This window comes from Chloroflexus sp. MS-G (assembly GCF_000735195.1).
Taxonomy (GTDB): domain Bacteria; phylum Chloroflexota; class Chloroflexia; order Chloroflexales; family Chloroflexaceae; genus Chloroflexus.
In genome coordinates, this window is the sequence record NZ_JPIM01000001.1 from 60,086 (window position 1) to 81,023 (window position 20,938).

Here is a 20,938-nt window from a genome sequence, read left to right on the forward strand (position 1 = left end):
GTTCTTCGCATAGAATTGCCAGCAAAGGTGTGAGTACAGCCGGCCTCGCCTATCTCTCGTATTGAACGCTGCGGTGTTGTGTCCCTGATCGGCCGTTATCCGATCAGATTTTAGCGCACCAATCCTGCGGTACAATGGTGCTCACAACGATGTGATACTATCTCGTAGATAGTTCGAGTGCTCCGGCAGCGGATGCCAGGTTCGCAGATGTTGGATGTAATGCTGATTGCAGGTTTTCCCAATGGAAGAAATTGCACGCTTCTTACGCTCTTACCCACCCTTTGACCGCCTTCCTGATCAAGTGGTCTCACAGATTGCCGGTGAATTGCAGATTGAGTTTGTCCGGTCCGGGCAGACCATCTTGACCCGAGGTGGAAAGCCTTCCGAGTTTTTGTACATTGTGTGTAAAGGATCGGTTGATTTACTGCGTGGCGAAGATCAGATTGTTGATACACTTGGCCCTGGCGAAGCCTTTGGTCATCCCTCATTGATTCGTGGTCAGCCGCCGCTGGTAACCGTGCGTGCGCACACCGATACGCTGCTCTATTTGTTGCCCGGTGCAATTTTTCACCGTCTCCGTGCTGAATATCCTCAGTTTGCCGCTTTTTTTGCTGCTTCCGTGATTGAGCGACTCGGTTATGCCCTTCAGTCACGGCAGGCGGAATCTAATCCGGCGCTGTTTCAAACCCGGCTCCGTGATCTGGTTGCACGGCCACCGGTATCGATCAGCGCTGATGCTACTGTGGGTGATGCTGCCCGACTGATGCGTGCTGAACGTATTTCCTCATTAATTGTTGATCAGGTTCCACCTGGAATTATCACTGATCGTGATTTGCGCAATCGGGTGTTAGCTGAAGGGTTGCCGGATACAACACCGGTACGACAGGTGATGAGTGCGCCGGCAACTACTATCTCGGCGGATGCATTAGCCTTCGAGGGCTTGCTGCTCATGCTCGAACGCGGGATTCACCATTTGCCGCTGGTCGATGGTGATCAGATCGTAGGTGTGATTACTCACACTGATATTTTACGCCGACAAAGCAATAGCCCACTGTTTCTACCGCGACTGTTGCAACGAGCGACATCGCTGGCCGATCTCCGTCGATATACCGATCAGGTAGCCGAGGCCGTGGGCACGTTGATGGCGGCAGGAGCACGGGTCAGTGATATTGGTCGTGTGGTCGCTGTTGCCCACGACGCTTTGTTACAACGTCTGCTGCGTGATGCCGAAGCTCAACTTGGTCCACCACCGGTACCATATGCCTGGCTGGTACTTGGTTCAGAGGGACGTTATGAACAGACCCTCCGCACCGATCAAGATAATGCCCTGGTGTATGACGATTCGGCGTCATCAGAAGATGTCTCTTATTTCGAGAAACTAGCCGAATTGGTAGTCGGCTGGCTGGTTGAATGTGGCTTTCCGCGCTGTCCTGGTAATATCATGGCGACCAATCCTGAGTGGCGACAGCCGTTATCGGTTTGGCAACACTACTTCCGGCGCTGGATCGAAATTCCTAATGAGGAGGCGCTGTTGCGAATTGCAATCTTTTTTGACTACCGGCAGGTGTACGGACAGCTACCCGCAGAGCTGGTGTTACGCACCATTACCCAACACGCCGCTGAACATCGTATCTTCATAGCACGATTGGCTCGTGCGGCGTTGCGTCAACCGGCACCGCTGACCTTCTTCCGTCAGGTCGCCCTCGAACGTCGCGGTGAACAGCGCGATCTGCTTGATCTCAAACTTCGCGGAACAGCAATGGTTGTTGATCTGGCGCGTCTTTTTGCGCTCGAAGCGCATAGTAATGAGACAAACACGATTGCGCGTTTGCGGGCAGCAAAGGCTGCTGGTGTTCTCAGCCATGAAGACGCCGATAATTTGATCAGTGCGTTTGAATTACTCTCCAGTTTGCGCTTACATCATCAGCAAAAACAGATCGCTCTTGGTTTGCCGCCTGATAATCTGATCAACTTTCATCAATTAGGGCCACGTGAACGTCGTGAAGTGAAAGAGTCGTTACAGGCGATTGCCTCAGTGCAGCGTGGAGTTGCGCTCATGTTTCAAACTGATCGGCTGGCGTAGAGGTGTCTATGGCATTTTGGTCGCGTTTTTTTCAGCGGATTCCGCCTGCCGATTTTGTGCGTGCATATCAGGCGTTTCCTGAGCCTGACCCAAAATTGCCGTGGCGTGAGGTGCCTTACACGGTGATCGATGTAGAAACAACCGGACTTGATCCCCGGCGTGATGCACTGATTGCGATCGGTGCGGTGAATGTTGAGAATGGTCGTGTGTTATTGAAGCAGACGTGGTATTCGCTGATCCGCCCCCCTGCTGATCGTGAACCAAGCGTGGAGAGTATTCGTATCCATCATCTTACTCCCGAAGAGCTACAGCATGCGCCGCCGCCCGCAGAGGTGTTGGCCGAGTTGTTGCAGCGGATTGCCGGGCGTGTGTTGGTGGTCCACGTAGCGCAGGTTGACGTGCGCTTTATCAATGCCGCCTTAAAACCATTCGGCGGTCGGCTCCGCCGCCCAATTCTGGATACAGCCCGGCTGGCTTTAACCCTGCACTTGAATGCACGTTGGTCGGGTGAACAGCCGCACGATATGCCTGATCCGGCGATTGAACTGCGTGCGCTAGCGACAGCACTCGGTTTGCCGGTGTATGCACAACACAATGCGCTTAACGATGCAGTGACGACGGCGCAGCTCTTTATTGCGCAGGCCACAATACTGGCCGATCAGGGCCGAAGTAATCTGGCCGGTTTGATCCGGGCGGGTGGGGTGTGACGTATACTGGCCGGTGGTTGGGCAGAGGTAATGGTTTGTAATAGCTCTGACAGATGGGTAGGCGAGTTCACTGAAAATGCTGCGCTCATGAGGGTTTTGTAGCTCTTTGTTCCATAAAAGTAGGAGCCTATGACAAGTGAAATCGTTTTTGTCCTTTGTGTCTTATTGAGTCTAATTGTACTCTTTGTTATTGATCGGATTCGGATCGATTTGGTTGCAATTCTTGGCTTACTTGCACTTATGTTTGGCGGCATCCTGACCCCATCCGAGGCAGTGGCTGGCTTCGGTGACACGACTGTTGTGTTAATAGCGTCGTTAATGATCGTGGGTGATGGACTATTTCAAACCGGTGTTGCAGCATGGATTGGGAACAAACTTGGTCAGATTGCCGGACAGAGTGAGCCACGGATTATCGTGATACTGATGACTACGGTTGCCGTACTTTCAGCGTTTATCAGCTCAACTGGCACCGTAGCTATTATGCTGCCGGTAGCTGTCAGTCTGGCGCAGCGGGCAGGGATCAGCCCTTCCCGCTTACTGTTACCCCTTGCATACGCCGCTCTCATTGGTGGGATGTTAACATTGATCGGGACACCACCGAATTTGATCGCTGCTGAGGCGCTGGCGGCTGCTGGCAGACCGCCACTCGGTTTTTTTAGCTTTACGCCAGTTGGTCTGACCGTGTTGTTAACGGTCACTCTGACGCTGGTAGTATTGCGACACTGGCTTTTGCCGGTGCGAGCAATCACTGTTACCGATGAGAAAAAGGCGCCAACATTAGCTGAATTGGCAGCAGAATATCGTCTGACGAAAGGGCTTGCACAGGTACGAGTGTTGGCTGACTCACCGCTGGCCGGGCGAACATTGGCTGAAACTCGGCTTCGCAGCCGTTATGGGATTACTGTCGTTGGTATCCGACGCTGGCCTGAATCGCGATCAGAACCCGGTTTGCCAAGAGCTGTGACTGCGGCAACTCGTATTCTGGCGGGTGATCTCCTTGATGTGATTGGTGAGAGAGAAGCGCTGGAATTATTTTGTCGTCAAGAGCGCGCAGTTATTCAGTCACTGTCGTCGCAGTTGCCGTTTGGCCCTGATCTCCACGTGATAGAAGTTGCATTAACTCCGCGATCTCGGTTTGAAGGACAGACGATTGCAACTGCCGAATTACGCCAACTTTTTGGCGTGACGGTGTTAGGTGTACGTCGTTTAGGGCAGCCCTTCAGTGGCGACCTGGCACACGAACCACTACGTTTTGGCGATACGCTGCTAGTTGCAGGTGCGCCAGCACAGTTGGAGGCAATTGTCCGTAGTCAGCAAACCTTTGGCGATCTTGCGATCGTTGCCTTTCCACGTGACATGGTCGCAAGCGATCAACCATTTAGTCAGCGTGCCTGGGTGGCGATTGCGATCATGGGAGTAATGTTAATAACAATGGCAACCGGCTGGTTCCCGATTGTGACGATTGCGTTGACTGCTGCGGTGGCAATGGTGCTCGGAGGATGTGTCTCGCTGAAAGATGTCTACCAACGTTTAAACTGGGAGAGTCTAGTGTTGATTGCAGCGATGCTGCCAATGGCAACAGCACTCACGAAAACTGGTGGTGCGACTTTAATAGCTGAACAGTTGGTCGCTGCATTAGGGAATTTCTCGCCACTCGCTATACTGGCTGGTATCTTCATTGTGACCAGTTTGCTAAGCCAGTTTATCTCGAATACTGCTACAGCCGTGCTCATCATGCCGATCGCACTCGGTGTTTCCGAGCAACTCGGTCTAGCGCCAGAGCCATTATTGATCACAGCCGCAATTGCTGCCTCTACTGCATTTGCCACACCGGTTGCTTCTCCGGTCAACACGTTAGTGTTGGCTCCTGGCGGGTATCGGTTTATCGACTATATGCGCGCCGGGATCCTTTTACAGGTGTTAGTGCTGGTGATATGTCTGGTTGTTGTGCCAATACTCTTCCCCTGGTGATCACGTCTGGCATCCGACCCGCTCGTATCAAAAGAGCTTAGCAGCTCTTGAGAATACAGATGTCTCCATCTCCTGGGTTGCAGTTCATTGCCTGCGTACTGTGCAGGTACAAGACGCTTCCAGTCCTAAAAGTCAGAATGTTGATCGTGTGCTGCGTAACCGACGTAGTTCCGCCTCCAATTCGCGCAGACGGGTTTCGATTTCGGCGCGGGCAGCGGCTTCACGGCGGACCCGTGCTAAAGCCTCTGTGATTTGTTGCATGACCGTTACGTATTCACCAAGTGCTACCACATGCTCGTCGTAGCAAAAAACATGGTCACCTTCGATCCCTGGCCACAGCCTGGCAACCTCCAGATATACCCTGCCTCGGTTATTGGTAGGTTGCAGTTGGTACCTACCGCTGAATAGCCGGTAATTGAGCAATTGTAACTGCCGCTGTCCCTGCCAACCCACATTATCTACAATCACGTACTGCGCCACCCCTGCTCGTGTGTAGTGCTCCACCTTCCGTTCCACATCGTTCTCGCGTGTCTCCGGCTCAACAATCTCGATGAACAGAGTCGGTCGGACACCTTCCTCCGCCACATCGAAGGTGCTCCAATTGCGTTGCTCACGCAGACCGGAAATGACCATTACGTCTGATCCATGCGATCGCAGATCGGGGATGTCCCACACCACCCGCACATTACTCAGCATAATGGCCTGGCCGTTTGGTTCGAGCTGTGCCCGCAACACGGCGGTAAGGTACAGGCGGTTAGTTGTGTGGCGATCACCATGCACGATGAAAATCTCTCACTTCCGGGTGCAACACGTCTTCGAGGGTAAGTGGGACTTGTTCGAGATCGTTCAGGTCGTCGGGTGTTGGTTGCGCACGAAGCGCCAGCCGTAGTGGAAGAGGTCGTCGGCTGGTGGTGGCGTGGTAGGAGGTTGAGTCATCTGGTTTCCTCCCTGGTAAGGTTGATGGGTGTAGTGGTATCGTAGCACAGCGGAGTGTGAGAAGAAGAGTGAGATTTGAGCGTGATGGACGTGGATATGCGCTCTTAGAGCCTATCCGAATCCCCGTCTCATGCTAATGTATGGGCGCAGTGCTCCAACGATTTCTGCTGCGACAGGAGAGGTCGGATAGGCGCTTCGTTACCATCGTCGGGGATACTTGCCGGGGCGAGGCGTCGCCTTGCCCCTTCTCGTGAATTGCATTGCACCCATCGCCGAGGTTCATCCGTCGTGATATAGTGGGATAGGCTCTTATAAGTCGAAGCCTTGTAAACCGCGTGGCGGCGGCGAGTATTGTGATTGCGAACCATAGTTACACTCCCGACGTGAATGTAGCAATGTGTCTGTTAATCGTAGTAGAAGCCCAATTGAAACCCAATCGGTAGTCAGCTATGAGCAGGCTATAAGGCGAGTTTTAACCCGACCCTCTATTGTCAACATTGACATGTGGGTTCGCAAGCCTCTTGCGCGTCCGGCTATCGTTTTTACCAGATATCAGCCATTTGCCAGGCACGGAAGGAAAGTACGTCGAGCGGATCCGTTTCTGTCGCTATCGCAATACCCAGGCTGTCAGGGTGAACAGGGTAGATACGGCTCGTAATTGAACGTCGATTGTTCGCAAAGACCTCAATAACCGAGGCATCGAGAAAGATATGTAACGCCAGCGGTTCATCTTTTTTCAGCGCAAGGGGTGCGTGATGATCGTCACGCCAAACATCACTGGTCAGACTTGACCGACGTCGGTCAAGCGTCAGGGTTGCGGTCTGATAGTCGTAACGCAACACGGTTGCTTCACTGCCATCAGGGTTAGCCCGAAGCAAGATGCTACACGTTCCGCGTTGCGGTGGATGCAGCGTTAGCTCTATCTCAAGCTGTGCCCCTCGAATCGGCATCCAATGTAATTCATTTGGCATAACCCGGTGCGGAGGAACATGCACTTCACGTTGACGTAGTTGCTGAATTTCACTGGCAGGTAAGGTAACCACCTGACCGTCATCGGTGAACCGTACTTCGCGTGGTAGGGTCATAACACCGGCCCAACCTGCCTCTAGTATTGCTGCCTCACGACGTCCTTCCATCATCCAGCCAAACATGATCCGCCGACCGTCGCGAATGAGCATCGTTTGCGGAGCGTAGAAGTGGGTATCGCCGTAATCCAGTTTGTGAGTAGTATGTGGCGTGAATCGACCATACTGGTAATCACCAATCATTGTGATGGTGTAGTAAGGTCGCTGATCCCAGACAGAACAGACCAACACCTGCCGATGACCAAGCGTGAAAAAGTCTGGACACTCCCAGAACAAACCCGTCCAGATTGGGTGAAACTGAGTTGCATCACCAATGAGCAAGGGTCCGCCATACTCCCAATGGCGTAAATCAGGTGAACGGTAGAGGAGAACAGTGCCACCCTGGTTGCGAATTCCAGAACCGATTAGCATGTGCCAGAGGCCGTGTTCGTACCAGACGGTATGGTCACGAAAACCGAGCAAATCCAGGTTCGGCGGTGGTGTGGAAATGATCGGTGTCGGCCACTTTTGCCAGGTCTGCAACCCATCATAGCTGACGGCTAAACAGGGTTTTTGCTCATCTGGAAGGCGAAATCCGGTGTAGATCAGTGTTGGTGTACCATGATCATCAACAGCACAACCCGACCAGCACCCATCCGCGTCGGCTCCGCCCGGTGTTGGTGTAAGGGCAAGCGGTTGGTGCTGCCAATGCACCAAATCGTGACTGGTGGCGTGTCCCCAGTGAATCTGGCGATGGTACGCTCCGGCAGGATTATATTGATAGAATAGATGAAAAGTATCTCCCCACTGGATTAACCCGTTTGGGTCATTCATCCAGTTTGCCGGTGGGAGAAAATGGTAGCGCGGACGTTGCGGATCTGCCGTCATAGAGATTCCTCTCATCGATGGATACGCCTAACCCTTCACCGATCCGGCCATCAGGCCGCGCACAAAGAAACGCTGAAGCGAGAAGAAGACAATCAGCGGCACGATCATTGAGATAAATGCCCCAGCAGTGAGTAAATGCCATTCCTGACCGAACTGACCAAGTAAGCCTAACAGACGTTGAGTAACGACCTGTACTCGTGGTTCGGCGCCAAGAAAGACTAATGCCACCAGAAGATCATTCCATGTCCAGAGAAACTGGAAAATGGCAAAGCTAGCCAGGGCAGGTGTAGAGAGTGGAAGGATCAGGCGAGTGAAGATGGTAAAGTGAGTTGCGCCGTCGAGAAATGCTGACTCGAAAAGATCACGTGGAATGGTGCTGATATAATTGTAAAGGAGATAGACAGCTAATGGCAGACCGAAACCGGTGTGGGCCAGCCAGACACCGAGATACGTACCGCCGAGTTGGAGGGCTACGTAATCGCGCAGGATGGGGACGAGCGAGATCTGAAGGGGGACAACCAGCATGGCGACAACGAGAATAAACAGCGCTCGCCGACCAGGAAAATCGATCCAGGCAAAACCATAGGCAGCAAACGCTGCAATCAAGATAGGGATAATCGTTGATGGTAATGCTACAGTCAGCGTATTGATGAGCGCTACATCCATGCCGACTCGGCTACTTCCGGTTGGTGACGATCGTCCAGGAATTGGTAAACCTAAAACAGTGCGATAGTTGTCGAGGGTAAAGCGTGCCTTATCGGGATTGATGACTACTGTCCACCAGCCACTCGTCTTCACATCATCGGCCGGGCGGAACGAACTTACTAACAAGCCAACCGTTGGCGTGATCCAGAAGAGGGTGATGATGATCATCACAACATATACCATAAAAGTGCCAAACCGAAACCGTCGTCGCCGACGTGGTGTTGCCAGAGTCGTGGTCGTCATCGGAAGGCCTCCGTCTGCTTACCAAACTGCCGCAGGTTGTAATACATCACCGGCAACACTGCGAGCAGCAAAATGATTGCAATTGCTGCTGCACGACCATTATGGACCTGACGGAACAGTTGTACGAATTGCACGTTGGCAATGACCTGAGTGCCGAAATTGCCTCCGGTCATCGACTGCACAATATCAAAGATCTTCAGGGTGAAGAGAATAATCGTTGTCGTCACCGTAATCAGTGTTCCCTGGATCGATGGCAAGATAATGTTACGAAAAATCTGGAACTCGTTTGCACCATCGATCCGTCCTGCTTCCAGCAAATCCGAAGGGATACCTTTGATCGCAGCAGAGATAATAACCATTGAATAGCCGGTCTGTAACCAGACCATAATGATGACCAGAAAGAGGTTGTTCCAGGGCTGTAAGAGCAGCCATCCTTGTGACTCAAAACCTAATGCGGTAATGATACCATTGAGTAATCCGATCTGGGTCGATCCAGTTGGACGATATTCGTAGATAAATTTCCAGATCACCGATGCCCCAACTCCGGAAATGACCATCGGCATAAAGATCAGCGCTTTGCAGATCGTCTCAAAGACTGGATGTGTCCTATCAACGAGGACGGCTATCAGGAGGCCAAAGCCGACACTCATGCCGGTGCCAAAGATCATCCAGAAGATGAAGTTATTACGATACGATTGCAACATCTCCTGGCTTGTAAAGGCATAAATATAGTTGTCGAGCCCGACAAAATTGATTCCACGTGCATCGTACAGGCTGGCGATAAACGACCGAATTGTCGGTAATACTAGATACCAGGTCAGAATAGCCAGTGCCGGCCCAACAAAAACAAAGGGGATTAGACGTCTGCGCCAGGCCGGTGAAAGTTGTTCGATCAGGTAGTTCGAGAGGGTGAAGAGCGCTAATACGCCACCAACACCCCACAGAATAGCGATGATGGCTGTCATCCACTGGGGGATTTGGGTGTCGCGCAGGAAGATAAAGACCTGGTACAAGACAATGAATGTAACTGCTGGTACAAAGAGCGAAACCAACAGACGACCAAACGTGGTTGAGAGAAAGACGCCAATGCCGCCTATCTCTGGCAACCGGTCTATTTCGCGATTGGGTCGCATGAAAAGTCCTCCTTTGCGTGGTCATGTCACCGCGCTACACATCAATACCGGAGGGAAATGGCGGGTAATTGCTACCCGCCATTGTGTAATGGAAGATGGCTACTGGTTGCGTGCTGCATCAATCTCGGCTAAAACCGTGTCGAGATCACGGTTGCCACTGGCCCAATCAGTCACACCTTTCCAGAAGGCAGCGTTCACTGCTGCAGGCATAGCATCTGAGGCATCGAAGCGGGCAGCCTGCGCAGCAAGAATTGCTTCCGCAACCTGACGCTCAATCGCGGTTGGGTAGAGGCTCAGATTCTGATCTTTGTGAGGGAAGACTCCACCACCGAGCTTGATCCAGGGGTCTGCTGCAGCGCCGGTAGCCATAAACTCCAGGAATTTACGAACTTCTGGGCGGTCACGACCCTTCAATACAACGAAGACATCACCACCTACTTCGAGCGCCGGAGTGACGTTTGGGTCAATCGGTGGCATCACGAATAACCCGACTTTGTTGTCAAGATCGGCCTTCACCGAATCCTGGAAGAAGTTGGTCACAAAGCTCCCTTGCAAATGTAGCCAGCAGTTCGGTGGTTCAGTGAAGAGGAAAGTCGCAGCATCACCGAAATTGGTCAGGACAATCGATTGACGACCACCATAGACGTTGCCATCGGTGAACCAGGTTTCACCCAGGATTTCAAAGGCACGCTTGACTTCCGGCGAGCTGAAGGGCAGTTCACCAGAAATCCAGCGATCGTAGGCCGCGGTGGTCTGGGTGCGTAGCATAATATTTTCAATCCAGTCGGTACCTTTCCAGCCGGTTGCGGCACCTGACTCAATCCCTTCGCACCATGGCGTATGACCGTTCGCTTTCATCTTCTCGGTCAACGCTTTTAATTCATCCCAGGTTTTTGGTACCGTATAACCGGCAGCTTCAAAAGCCGGTTTGTTGTACCAGATGAATCCTTTCGCATTCACGCGATGGAAAACGCCGTAGGGTGTGCCACCAAAGGTTGCCAATTCCTTCCAGAATGGTGCGTAGTTCTTATCAATCTGAGCGATTATCTCTGGCCAGAGTGGAACCAGGTTGCCCTCGGCGGCCAGACGGGCTGCACCACCAGGTTGGGGGAAACCGGCGATGTCTGGTGGATCGCCGGCCTGTACGCGCACAACAATTTGGGTATCGAAGTCATTGACACCGGTATATACCACATCGATATCGGGGTTTGCTGCCTCAAAGACTTTGATAACCTCTTCAAAGGCATCAGCTTCACCACCACCGAATGCACCGAGAATGGTAACGCGCTTTTTTTCACTACCAGTAGTCTGATTCGTGCTACCGCTGCCGGTTGGCTGTGTGGTTGTGCCTCCACCACAAGCAGTCAGGATAAGGCTAACCAAAACCATCAAAGCGATCAAAAGACTCAAGCGTGAACGGGACATGGTGTCTTCTCCTTCCATTAGATAGTAGTCGGCTTTGACCATCGTCTTACAAGTGATTGTTGCAGAAGTGCCTCCTTTCATCGTGGAGTTGCCAGAAATGTCGGGCAACAAACCGCAGTTATATCGAAGCCCGTTCGATCAATGGGCAGGGGATGTAATGCTGAATCGGCGGGAGGCTTTCGCCTGCCGGGAGAGATTGGAGTAATTCGACGGCCCGTCGTCCCATCTCGTAGTGTGGTAGTGCGACGGTAGTCAACGGTGGGTAGAGCTGAGCCGCGATCAGCTCGAGATTGTCGAAACCAACAACGGCTACGTCTTGCGGAATACGTAATCCCATCCGTTTAATGGCATCGTAAGCGCCCATTGCCATTTTGTCGTTGAAACAGAAGATCGCGGTTGGGCGTTCGGTATATTCGAGTAACTCACGGGTAACGGTAAAGGCATCTCGTACATTAGAATGACAGCTTCGCACCAGTGTTGGATCGACAGGCAAGCCATAGTCGGCAAGTGCACGCCGATACCCCTCTAGACGACCGAAAAGGGCTGGCATCGGAATGATTTCGTTAATGAAGGCGATACGGCGATGACCGCGCCGGATCAACGCTTCCGTTGCGGTGTATCCTCCCTGCACTTCGTCGGGAATGATTGCCGGTAAAGAGCGGTCGGCAACGAAACAATTCACCAATACCGTCGATACGAGCTTCAGGTCGGCTGGCGGTGTCACTTCGTGGTGATACATCGTTGCGTAAATCAAGCCCTCAACCCGTCGTTCAAGCATAAATTGAAGGGCTGTTTGTTCAATGTCACTACGGCCGCTGGTGTTAACGACCAACAACATCTGTCGATTGGCCCATGCTGCTTCTTGCGCACCTAGGATCATGCGTACAGCGTATGGAGAGGTAACAACTTCGTCAGATATTAACCCTAATGTCTGCGAATGGCGGGTGCGCAGACTGCGGGCCATAGCGTTGGGTCGCCAGCCGAGCGCGTGAATCGCCGCCCAGACCCGGTCGCGCGTCTCCTGACTGATTGCTACGCTTGTGACATTATTGACCACAAACGATACTGTTGTTTGCGAAACACCAGCCAGTCGCGCAACGTCGTGCATTGACGGCGGGCGATTACGTTTTGGATGAGGTTGGTCGCTCATTGACCGTATCTGTAACTAAAAGGAATTACTAATTGGTTTTAACAGTAGCATGAGTTTAAGCGTTTGTCAAGGGTATGTAAAAGAGAGGTGGTGCTTTTCTACGTTCTTCCTCTGTCCAGTAGAGGCGATGGCCAAACGTGAAAAGATGTGTGAGCGCGAAAGGGGCTTTCCAATCTGTCCGCAGCGTGTGCGGATGCGTGTAGCTTCTCACTCCGACGACGGTGTACGGAGACCCTCGTTGCCTCGTCGTTCATACCTGTTACCGAATCAGCAGGGGTGGCTTCCCAACATGCCTCAAGCTCCTCTTCCTCACTCTTTGTAGCAAAGGAAAGAAGGGAGGCCGCAGTGTCACGTTCCGGAGAACGGTCACTGAGGACGTTGCAAACCGCTATCTAGCATGCGTTGCATGCATCGCGGGTGATCAGGAGTATGTTTCAGACACACCCTGAATGCTCTGAGTCCAATCAAAAAACCAGATTTCAAATCAGGCTCGTTTCGGGTGCAGAAAACTATTGCGGAGGCACAGTTCGCAAACCGCACCGACACCATCGTCGGATAGCGGTTTGTCGTATGGTTACCGGAGCCAACCTGATGCTGCGGATCAGCACGGCGAGCGCGAACGATGGAGGTTTCTGATGATGCCTCACTCGTCATCAAGCGGTACGTTATACTGTTGAGCAATCTCGCGTAAAGTATGGGTTAAACGTTCGAGTTGACGTAACAGCAATCGTATTTTGAAGGCAGCCCCTTCATCACGTTCGATCCACTTAAGGAGATCGCCGTCGTGTACGGCCCGTGCCAATCGATCACTTTCATCAACCATCTGGTCGAGTGAGCGAATGCGGAAGACACGCGCCTTGTTTTTCGGCTGGTTCTCAATCGTCTCTTCGTCGACCGTCAGGTATGCGCCGGCGTCGGTGTCCGTCTCATCTTGCCAGCTATCGTCGTGATCAGGAAGTTCGACCGTGATCGCTGGTGTATGGTGTAACGGGCCGCCACTACTAGTCGTGGGTGTTGCTTTGGTGCGTAGTTCCTCACCCTGCTCGAGCGCCTGCAACGCCACTTCGAGGGTCAGGTTGGGGTTGGCCGCAAAGTAGGTGGTCAGCCGACTTAATTCGGCGGCTGACATACCCTCTTCAACAGCGAATCGAGCCAGATCGATCTGCGTTTTCGGGTTAGTGATGCGGCGCAGATGTTGGGCCTGAGTGACATTTAGCTCGCCACGGCGAATCATCTGCTGGACCTCTTCAGGCAGCTCTAGTAGGCCAAGGTAGCGCCGAATCGTGCGTGCTCCGAGACCAACTGCCTGACCAACAGCTTCATCAAGTTCGCTGTCAGGTAATTTGCCACGGGTGGCTATAATATGTTCGCGCAAACGTGCGAATGCCCGCGCCTGTTCGATGTCGTTGAGGTCCTGGCGTTGGACGTTTTCAATAAGTTGACGTAACAATAGATCGGGGTCGTCATTATCAAGCACGATGCACGGGACTTTACTTAATCCGAGTTGAATGGCGGCAGCCCGCCGACGTCCGCCGTAGACGACGCGATAGCGCCCATTGCCAACTGGGGTCACGCCAATAGGTTGAAGCAGGCCGTACTCGGCAATAGTGGCTGCTAATCCGGCTATGTCACCCGGTTCTTCACGGACACCGGTTGGGTCAATCTCTAATTGACGCGGATCGAGGTAGAGTAACTGCATCTCGGCATTCTCCCTCTGACAAGGCAACGACCGGTCGCGACCGGTCATTGATTAGTATCCGAACAATTGTACCAAGTATATCAGGATTGTGCGTTCCTGGCAACTGTTGTTCTCAGCGCGTCTGCTGAGTGATCTCTTGTCACAGTAGGTTTCAGCAGATCCTCTTCCGTCGTATCGCTCCGATTGCTATCGCGGTGCCAAATAGATGGCTGATGACGTACCATGTTCCTGTCAGTGTCAGCTCTAGCAAACGAGGTCTCCTATGTTTGATCTTCATCACCGAATGGCCATTGTGACTGGTGCCGGACGTGGGATTGGTCGTGCTGTTGCCGCTGCTCTCATTGAACATGGGGCGTATGTTGCGTTGCTTGACCGTGATGCTGCGGCAGTGGCTGAAACGGCCGCTCAACTCGGTCCACGTGCGCAGAGTGTGGTTGTCGATGTCGCTGCTGTGCATGAGGTGACGGCGGCAATCGAGGATGTGATTACCAGGTGGGGTAGGCTCGATATTCTGGTCAACAATGCGGCAGTGCTCAGCACCGCACCGTTTCTCGATTTAACGCCAGAAGAGTGGCACCGCGTGTTGAATGTCAACCTTACGGCGATCTACTATACATGCCGTGCCGCAGTACCGGCGATGATTACAGCAGGTTATGGTCGCCTGATTACGATTGCTTCGGTTGCCGGTAAACGTGGTGGTGGCATTCTTGGGAGTGCAGCCTACAGTGCGGCGAAGGCAGGTGCGATTGGATTGACCAAAGCGTTGGCTCGGGAACTCGCTCCGTTTGGGATTACTGCCAATACTGTTTGTCCTGGTCCGGTCGAAACTCCACTCCTTGCCGCGATGACGCCGGAATTACGAGATCGGGCACAGCGTCTCATTCCACTGGGTCGGTTTGCAGCGCCGTCTGAAGTGGCTGCAGCAGTCGTTTTTCTGGCCTCAACAGAAGCCGCGTTTATTACTGGCGAAACGCTCGATGTCGATGGTGGGCTGACGATGGATTAGGACGAAACGAAACGTTGAATGTTATACGTTTGTGAAAATATGGTAGCATATGAAGGCGTAGCAGTGTTATAGAGGGCATTCGGACATGAATGAAACAACAATTGCTCATCTATCTCCTGAACAGGGTCGCCAGCTCCGCCAATTCCTGCTATGGATGGCAGGGGTTGTTGGGGTAGTAGCCCTCATTGCTACGGTATCTGCCCTGATCTGGCAAACCACCCCCCTGGTCGCGCTGATGATACTCGACTGGGTGCTGGTGGTTGGTTTGTTACAGGCATGGGGGCAGGCGAAAAGTGGTCAGATCCGTATCGCGCTAACGACTTCTTTTGTTGCATTGACCCTGTATGGTTTCCTGGGTGCTATTGTTTTGCCTGATTTGGCGCCATTAATGGCATTTGGCCCGATTATTGCGATTGTCACAATGCTTCCCTTTGTAAGTGGCGCAATCCTCAAGCGCTTACTCATCGTAGCGTGGATTGCGGTGATTGCCACGATGGTCGTTGGTTCGCAAGTGCAGTTCTTCCCACCGATTCCGGAACCGCTGGTGTTGCCGTTTCAATTCACCGGAGTAGCAGGTATCAGTGCAATTTTGCTGCTTCAGCTCTGGGTTTTCCACGAACGCCTCTTTGGTGTCATTGCTCAACTGCGTGAGATGAACGAAGCACTTGCGCAAGAGCGTAACGGATTGCAGGAACGGATTGCGCAACGAACGGCTGATTTACAGCAGGCCCTGGCTGAAGTGGAACGGCAAATGACCGAGCAGTCACGGTTGTTACGTGAGAATGAACGTCAACGTGAGCTAATTCGTGGTTTGAGTATGCCGGTACTGCCCGTTACCCACGAGACGTTGATTATGCCGTTGGTCGGCGAGCTTGACGCGGAACGAGTTGCTCTGGCTCAGGCTACTGCGCTTCAGGCAATTGATCGGACGAACGCCCGTCATCTGGTGATTGATATTACCGGAATGCCCTTTGTTGACACGACAGTTGCTGCAGGGTTGATGCAACTAGTACAGGCTACTCGTTTGCTGGGAGCAACCGTTACGCTGGTTGGTATCCGGCCAGAAGTTGCTCAGACAATTGTTGCGCTTGGTATTGATTTGTCAGAGGTAACTACTGCCGCCGATCTTGCCTCTGCCCTTAAGTGGGATCGGGTAGCCGCCTGAAAGCTGGAGCATAGACGGTAGCGAAGAACATGACCATTGCCCCTTTCTGTTCTTTATGATGCAGAAAGGGGCTGATCAGGCCTGAGCACCGACGATTGCCGGATGATGCAGACATTCCTCGCACGTTCAGGCCTAGAATGAACGTCGCTGCCGCCGCCGCTGCCGTTCTTCAAGCCAGCGATCGAATGCCTGTGACAGTTCACGCCAGTTAAAGATTTTAACGTCGGGAGCTACTTGATTGCGCCGAATAATGACCCACGACCACAAAATGGCCTGACCAATAAAGACGAAGATGACGATACCGATCATAATCCAGAGATCCATCGCTCGCCTCCTGTCTGCGCATACGTTTGTCATATCATACTGCGATTATGCGCTGAGCGCAACTGCTACCGCGAATGAAGCAGGGTACTTCACCTTTTCCTTCTTTACCCGCTCCTTTGCGATCTCTGCTTAGCCACTGCTATAATCAGCATGCGCATTGCCCTGCGTGCCTTCCTGGCAATGCGTCTGAGCAGAAAGGACGGTTTTGTGCGTCTATTTGTGTTTGTTCTGATTACAGTGCTGCTCATCGGATGTGGTGCACCTGCTACACCGACGCCATCGCCGACAGCCATTCCGACACCGGTGCCATCGCCAACACCGTTACCGACTCCAACCCCACTACCAACGCCAACCCTAACCCCAACACCCGTCGCAGAACCGGCAGGCACGGCAATTCCAGCGGCAATTCGGCAGACGGCAAATATCGATACCTACCGGATGCAACTGTCATTGCGTGGGAGTGGTCTGGTTGGAGGTTTTAATCTGGGGAATAATCTAACCGATCTCTTGACTCTCGATGGGCAGTTTGCTGGCGCCGATGTTTCATTCACACTGCGCGGTTTTCTGGCAGCGTTTCTCGGCGCCGATGTGACCCGTGGCCTACAGGCTATGACGGTTGGTGGTGTCAGTTATGTGCGCGGGCCGCTTACCTTCCTCGGTGCGCCCGATGATGTCTGGTACCGACTAACGCCAGAACAGAGTGCCATCGCTACCCCGCCAACGCAGGTTGATACGACATTAAGCGCAGTTAGCCGTTCAGGTGCCGATTTCAGCCGCTTCACCGCTGGGGCAGTCGTCGAGCAAGATGGTGTGCAATGTCAGGAATACTTGGGCGACCGTGACGCTACGACCGCTCTCTTTTCCAGTCTAGGTGCAGTTGGCTTACCTACCCAGTTGCCCGATAGTACCGTTTCCGAAGCCTCTGCTCGCATACTGGTATGTGCAGATGGCTATCTGCGTCAGTTGACAATCACGTTCGATGGTACGGCAACTGATCCGCAAGGGCAGGCTCAACCTTTTTCGTTTGTCCTTGATGTCCGGTTGAGTGATATTAACCGTCCTGTTCGTTTGACACCGCCCGCAGATGCCCGTGACCTACCCAATCCAGGCAGTGGTTCTCCACGCCCATGAAATTATGCAACGTCAGCCGCTATTTCAGCGTAAAAAAGGAGGAGAGCATGAAGCGTGCTGTGAAATCGTCTGCTCACCGCTTCATCGTCTTTTAAATGCTCACACCTGTTGACCGAAAGGTGCTGTAGAGAGGAGATTGGGCATGCGAATCGCATTGCGCTGGTGGATCGGGGTGGTGCTTGCTCTAGTATTCCTGACGCAGGTATGGGCGCAGGGGCAGCTGGTGATCTTCGATCCCGCTGGTCGTCTGAATAAACCTGCCGTTCAGACCGCTGCTGACCCGCTGCTACGCCGTGGAGCACAGGTAGCAGTGTATGTTGTTGATTCCGGTGGTGAAGCTGATTTTGAACGACGGCTCATCGCCGACGGCCTGGCTCGTAGTGATGGCGCTGTGCGCTCGACGCTGATTGCCATTTACGTCGCAGTGAATGATCGCTATAGTGCGATCTGGTTCGGTGACGAATGGAGCGACGCGCTGGCAGTCAATGACAACTACAAGCTGATCCGTACCGATAAACTTAACCCTGGTCTATCAGATGGCGATTTTACGCGCGGTGTAACGAGTGCATTAACGGCCATTGAAGCTGCAATCGTTAATCCGCCACGTCCGGGTGGCGGGATTACCATCAATACCGATTTAACCCCCGTCGTGATCGGCGGGTTGGGTCTGGCTGGCGTAGCGGCTGCCGGTGTCGGTGTGTACCAGCTTCGCCGTCGCCAAAAGACTCGTCAGGCTGCCGAGCGGCGATTGCGTGATGCTCGTGAACGGATTGGCACCCTGATCGTGCAGCTTGGGCAACGATTTAACAGTTCGCTCGAGAAGGCGAAGTTTGACCGTCTTTCGTATCCACCAGCAGCGGTAGCCGAGTTAGAGCAGATGCAGGAGGTCGTGCGTAAAGCGTTTACCGACTTAAAAGTCGCTTTTGACGAGATTGGCGAGCAACTGGAACGTGAAGCAAAGCCATCGGTGCAGCGGTTAGAGAGAGCAGCAACCGCTTATGAACAGCTACAGGCAAAGGCCGCAGAGGTTGCCAGTTACCTTGATGCGCTTGATCAACGGCGTGCTCATTATGAAGCATTGATGCGTCAGGCGCAGGAGGATGTTGCACGCGCAAAAAAAGTCCTGACCGACGTCTCTGAGCGCTTGCCTCAGTTTGGGAAGGAATTAACCGATCATGCAGCCGTGCTCAGGCCGATTCAGTCTGTTCTTCATCGGGCAGAAGCGGCCCTAGAGCGATTAGAGGCTCCTGAGGCAATCCACACAGCGCAAGAGGCGTCGGTAATCGGACAGACCCTGATTGACATTCTCGACCGGTATGCAACTGTACGAGCCGCTATTCCTCAAGGCCGCCGCACCGCAGAGGCGCTGGCCGCTGAGGGTTATCGGATGGAAGCATGTCACGCAGCCCTCGATGAAGCGCGAGCAGCGCTGGATCGACTGGCAGATACGTTACAGCAAGGTACAATACCAGCGGCAACCACTGCAATCGCAGAAGCTGAAGCAGCGCTTGCACGGGCGCAGCGAGAAGGCTTTGATCTTCCGACCATTCGGGCTGACAACGAACGTCGTATTGCAGCGCTGGCCGCACGTGGCCCGCAAACAGCAAAATTGATTGCCGCTGGGCGCGAGGCATTTGATCTGGTTGATGAATTTGCCGAGAGCACCTGGGCTGATATTCGTGGAAACGGTAGTGAGGCAGAGGCAGCCGTTGCACGTGCTTTTGAGCATTGGAAGCAGGCGCGAACAGCGAATACGATGGAAGTACAAGAATTTCTGGCTGCGCGCTCGTATCTTGATGCTGCCGAGCAGGAACTCGATCACGCGGTGCGGCTGATTACGGCGATTACCGATCGGCTTCGTGCGTTGGAAGAAGCCCGATCTATCGCCCGTGACCTTCTAGCCGAGGCAGAACGGTCGATTGCAGATGGAACATCGTTTGTTGCGGCCCATAATCCTGATGTCAGTCCTCATGCTGATGCTCTACTAAGGCAGGCGGCAGCTCTGCTGGCGACGGCGAAGGCCGAAGCAGCCAAAGCAAAACCCGATTGGCTACAACTGGTTCGCGCCGCGCAAGAAGCTGATCGCCTGGCCGATGAAGCGCTGGCCGGCGCCCGTGATGAAGTTGAGCAGACCACTCGCTTACGTGAGCGTGCACAGCAGATAAAGCAACTGGCAACCAATGAAGTGCAAAAACTGGTGCATTACGTGGCTGTTCACGATGCCGATCTTTCCCCAGCGGTCCGTCAACAGCTTGAGCAGGTACGAACAATGCTGCAACAGGCATACACGTTATTCCAGCAGGCTGAAATCCACGAAGATGAGGCACGTCGGCAGGCATTGACCGCAGCGATTGAACAGTACCAGTCTCTGGCCGAGGCTGCAACCACGACGTACCAGCAGGCATATGCCGAAGTACAGCGTTTAGAAACGTTACGTGCTGAACTCAATCAGGTTTTGCAGCGGGTACGTGAAAAGTTGAACCGCATTACTCAACTACAACGTACATCGCCACTGGGGGGGTCATCTGCAGTAGTGGGGCAAATTACGGCATTGCGGCAACGGTTTCACCAAATTCGGTTACCTATCAATGGTGAAGAAGCATTACGTGCTGCCTTGCGTGAAGCGCAGGACATTGATGTTGCAGCAACCGATTTGCTCAACACGCTACAACCACCGGTTATCTCACCCCAGGCTACTGATACTATTGTCTCAACACTAATACGGCTGGGGAATATGACCGGTGGTTGGGGGCATAGCTACTCATGGAGTTCATCGTCGGATTCAAGTGAATGGAGTAGCCGTGGCGGCGGCGGTGGCTCTTTCGGCGGCGGTGGTGGTGGTGGTTCATTTGGTGGCCGCGGCGGTGGTGGAGGTTGGTAGCGATAATTTTCTGGCAGGTTCTTCACTCAACGTCTGCCAGGGTAGTAATGGCTCGTGTCGTTCAACTGTCATCGGTGCGGCTAACAACCGGCGGGGGCCGTAGCGGAAGAAGAGACCGTGCGTCGTACAACGGAGGTACATACCTTCTGGTACCAGCGGCTGATCGCAACGTGGGCAACGAGGTTGAGATTGCATGGTGTTACTCCTTAAATGTCAAACGTCGCTCTACCCAAACGGGCGAGCGACATTGCTGTGACCGGCCTCTTTACCGGTAGATAATCTCTTCTTAGCTATTGTACAATATTTCTAGTCTTCTGTATAGTACTGTCTTTCAAAATACAGGAGCTTTCATCCTCTGTATTGAGGAACTTCGCAGTACAGGTATCGAAAACGTGGCAAACCTGTTCTTTCGAGGTCTGTGCTGACA

At 53.1% G+C, this 20,938-nt stretch carries 16 protein-coding genes; 7 read left to right on the top strand and 9 right to left on the bottom strand.

Annotation, left to right across the window (positions count from 1 at the left end; translation table 11 throughout):
- Nucleotides 1-241 precede the first annotated feature (241 nt).
- The 3 genes from JE47_RS0100265 (at nucleotide 242) to JE47_RS0100275 (ending at nucleotide 4,761) form a co-directional block, all read left to right on the top strand.
- Nucleotides 242-2,083: a DUF294 nucleotidyltransferase-like domain-containing protein gene (locus JE47_RS0100265; RefSeq protein ID WP_031457838.1), complete on the top strand. Its 1,842-nt coding sequence runs from the start codon at nucleotides 242-244 to the stop codon at nucleotides 2,081-2,083.
- 8 nt (nucleotides 2,084-2,091) lie between these two features.
- On the top strand, nucleotides 2,092-2,790 hold the full coding sequence (locus tag JE47_RS0100270; protein ID WP_031457839.1) for a 3'-5' exonuclease: 699 nt from the start codon (nucleotides 2,092-2,094) through the stop codon (nucleotides 2,788-2,790).
- 129 nt (nucleotides 2,791-2,919) lie between these two features.
- Nucleotides 2,920-4,761: an SLC13 family permease gene (locus JE47_RS0100275; RefSeq protein ID WP_031457840.1), complete on the top strand. Its 1,842-nt coding sequence runs from the start codon at nucleotides 2,920-2,922 to the stop codon at nucleotides 4,759-4,761.
- A 132-nt stretch (nucleotides 4,762-4,893) separates the two neighbouring features.
- On the opposite strand, the gene JE47_RS20240 is transcribed toward JE47_RS0100275, so the two are convergent.
- From JE47_RS20240 to JE47_RS0100310, 7 genes are all read right to left on the bottom strand, one after another.
- Nucleotides 4,894-5,541, bottom strand: a complete 648-nt coding sequence (locus tag JE47_RS20240) for a Uma2 family endonuclease (protein WP_051871034.1) — start codon at nucleotides 5,539-5,541, stop codon at nucleotides 4,894-4,896.
- A 698-nt stretch (nucleotides 5,542-6,239) separates the two neighbouring features.
- Nucleotides 6,240-7,649, bottom strand: a complete 1,410-nt coding sequence (locus tag JE47_RS0100285; RefSeq protein ID WP_031457841.1) for a glycoside hydrolase family 32 protein — start codon at nucleotides 7,647-7,649, stop codon at nucleotides 6,240-6,242.
- A 27-nt stretch (nucleotides 7,650-7,676) separates the two neighbouring features.
- Nucleotides 7,677-8,597, bottom strand: a complete 921-nt coding sequence (locus JE47_RS0100290; RefSeq protein WP_031457842.1) for a carbohydrate ABC transporter permease — start codon at nucleotides 8,595-8,597, stop codon at nucleotides 7,677-7,679.
- A complete protein-coding gene (locus JE47_RS0100295) occupies nucleotides 8,594-9,730 on the bottom strand; it encodes a carbohydrate ABC transporter permease (RefSeq protein ID WP_031457843.1) in 1,137 nt (378 codons plus the stop codon). The genes JE47_RS0100290 and JE47_RS0100295 overlap by 4 nt, the downstream gene beginning before the upstream one ends.
- 99 nt (nucleotides 9,731-9,829) lie before the next feature.
- Nucleotides 9,830-11,155, bottom strand: a complete 1,326-nt coding sequence (locus JE47_RS0100300) for an ABC transporter substrate-binding protein (protein ID WP_031457844.1) — start codon at nucleotides 11,153-11,155, stop codon at nucleotides 9,830-9,832.
- Between the two features lie 118 nt (nucleotides 11,156-11,273).
- Nucleotides 11,274-12,305, bottom strand: a complete 1,032-nt coding sequence (locus JE47_RS0100305) for a LacI family DNA-binding transcriptional regulator (protein ID WP_035418743.1) — start codon at nucleotides 12,303-12,305, stop codon at nucleotides 11,274-11,276.
- A gap of 643 nt (nucleotides 12,306-12,948) precedes the next feature.
- A complete protein-coding gene (locus JE47_RS0100310) occupies nucleotides 12,949-14,004 on the bottom strand; it encodes a ParB/RepB/Spo0J family partition protein (RefSeq protein WP_031457846.1) in 1,056 nt (351 codons plus the stop codon).
- A 262-nt stretch (nucleotides 14,005-14,266) separates the two neighbouring features.
- On the opposite strand from JE47_RS0100310, the gene JE47_RS0100315 reads away from it, so the two are divergent.
- A complete protein-coding gene (locus JE47_RS0100315; RefSeq protein ID WP_031457847.1) occupies nucleotides 14,267-15,010 on the top strand; it encodes an SDR family NAD(P)-dependent oxidoreductase in 744 nt (247 codons plus the stop codon).
- Between the two features lie 85 nt (nucleotides 15,011-15,095).
- Nucleotides 15,096-16,175 carry an STAS domain-containing protein gene (locus JE47_RS0100320; protein ID WP_031457848.1) on the top strand — a complete coding sequence of 360 codons (1,080 nt, stop codon included), beginning with the start codon at nucleotides 15,096-15,098 and terminating at the stop codon, nucleotides 16,173-16,175.
- 132 nt (nucleotides 16,176-16,307) lie between these two features.
- Here the strand turns inward: JE47_RS0100320 and JE47_RS0100325 are convergent, their stop codons facing one another.
- Complete coding sequence (locus JE47_RS0100325) at nucleotides 16,308-16,499, bottom strand: hypothetical protein (RefSeq protein ID WP_028457053.1); 192 nt, start codon at nucleotides 16,497-16,499, stop codon at nucleotides 16,308-16,310.
- Nucleotides 16,500-16,649: 150 nt separating this feature from the next.
- Between JE47_RS0100325 and JE47_RS0100330 the strand changes: the two genes are divergently transcribed.
- Together JE47_RS0100330 and JE47_RS0100335 are read left to right on the top strand one after the other, a co-directional pair.
- Nucleotides 16,650-17,630: a hypothetical protein gene (locus JE47_RS0100330; RefSeq protein WP_236631086.1), complete on the top strand. Its 981-nt coding sequence runs from the start codon at nucleotides 16,650-16,652 to the stop codon at nucleotides 17,628-17,630.
- A 142-nt stretch (nucleotides 17,631-17,772) separates the two neighbouring features.
- Nucleotides 17,773-20,511, top strand: coding sequence for a TPM domain-containing protein (locus JE47_RS0100335; RefSeq protein ID WP_031457850.1), 2,739 nt, complete (start codon nucleotides 17,773-17,775; stop codon nucleotides 20,509-20,511).
- Here the strand turns inward: JE47_RS0100335 and JE47_RS21180 are convergent.
- A complete protein-coding gene (locus JE47_RS21180; RefSeq protein ID WP_081909971.1) occupies nucleotides 20,476-20,706 on the bottom strand; it encodes a hypothetical protein in 231 nt (76 codons plus the stop codon). The two genes, JE47_RS0100335 and JE47_RS21180, sit on opposite strands and share 36 nt — an antisense overlap.
- Between the last annotated feature and the right edge of the window lie 232 nt (nucleotides 20,707-20,938).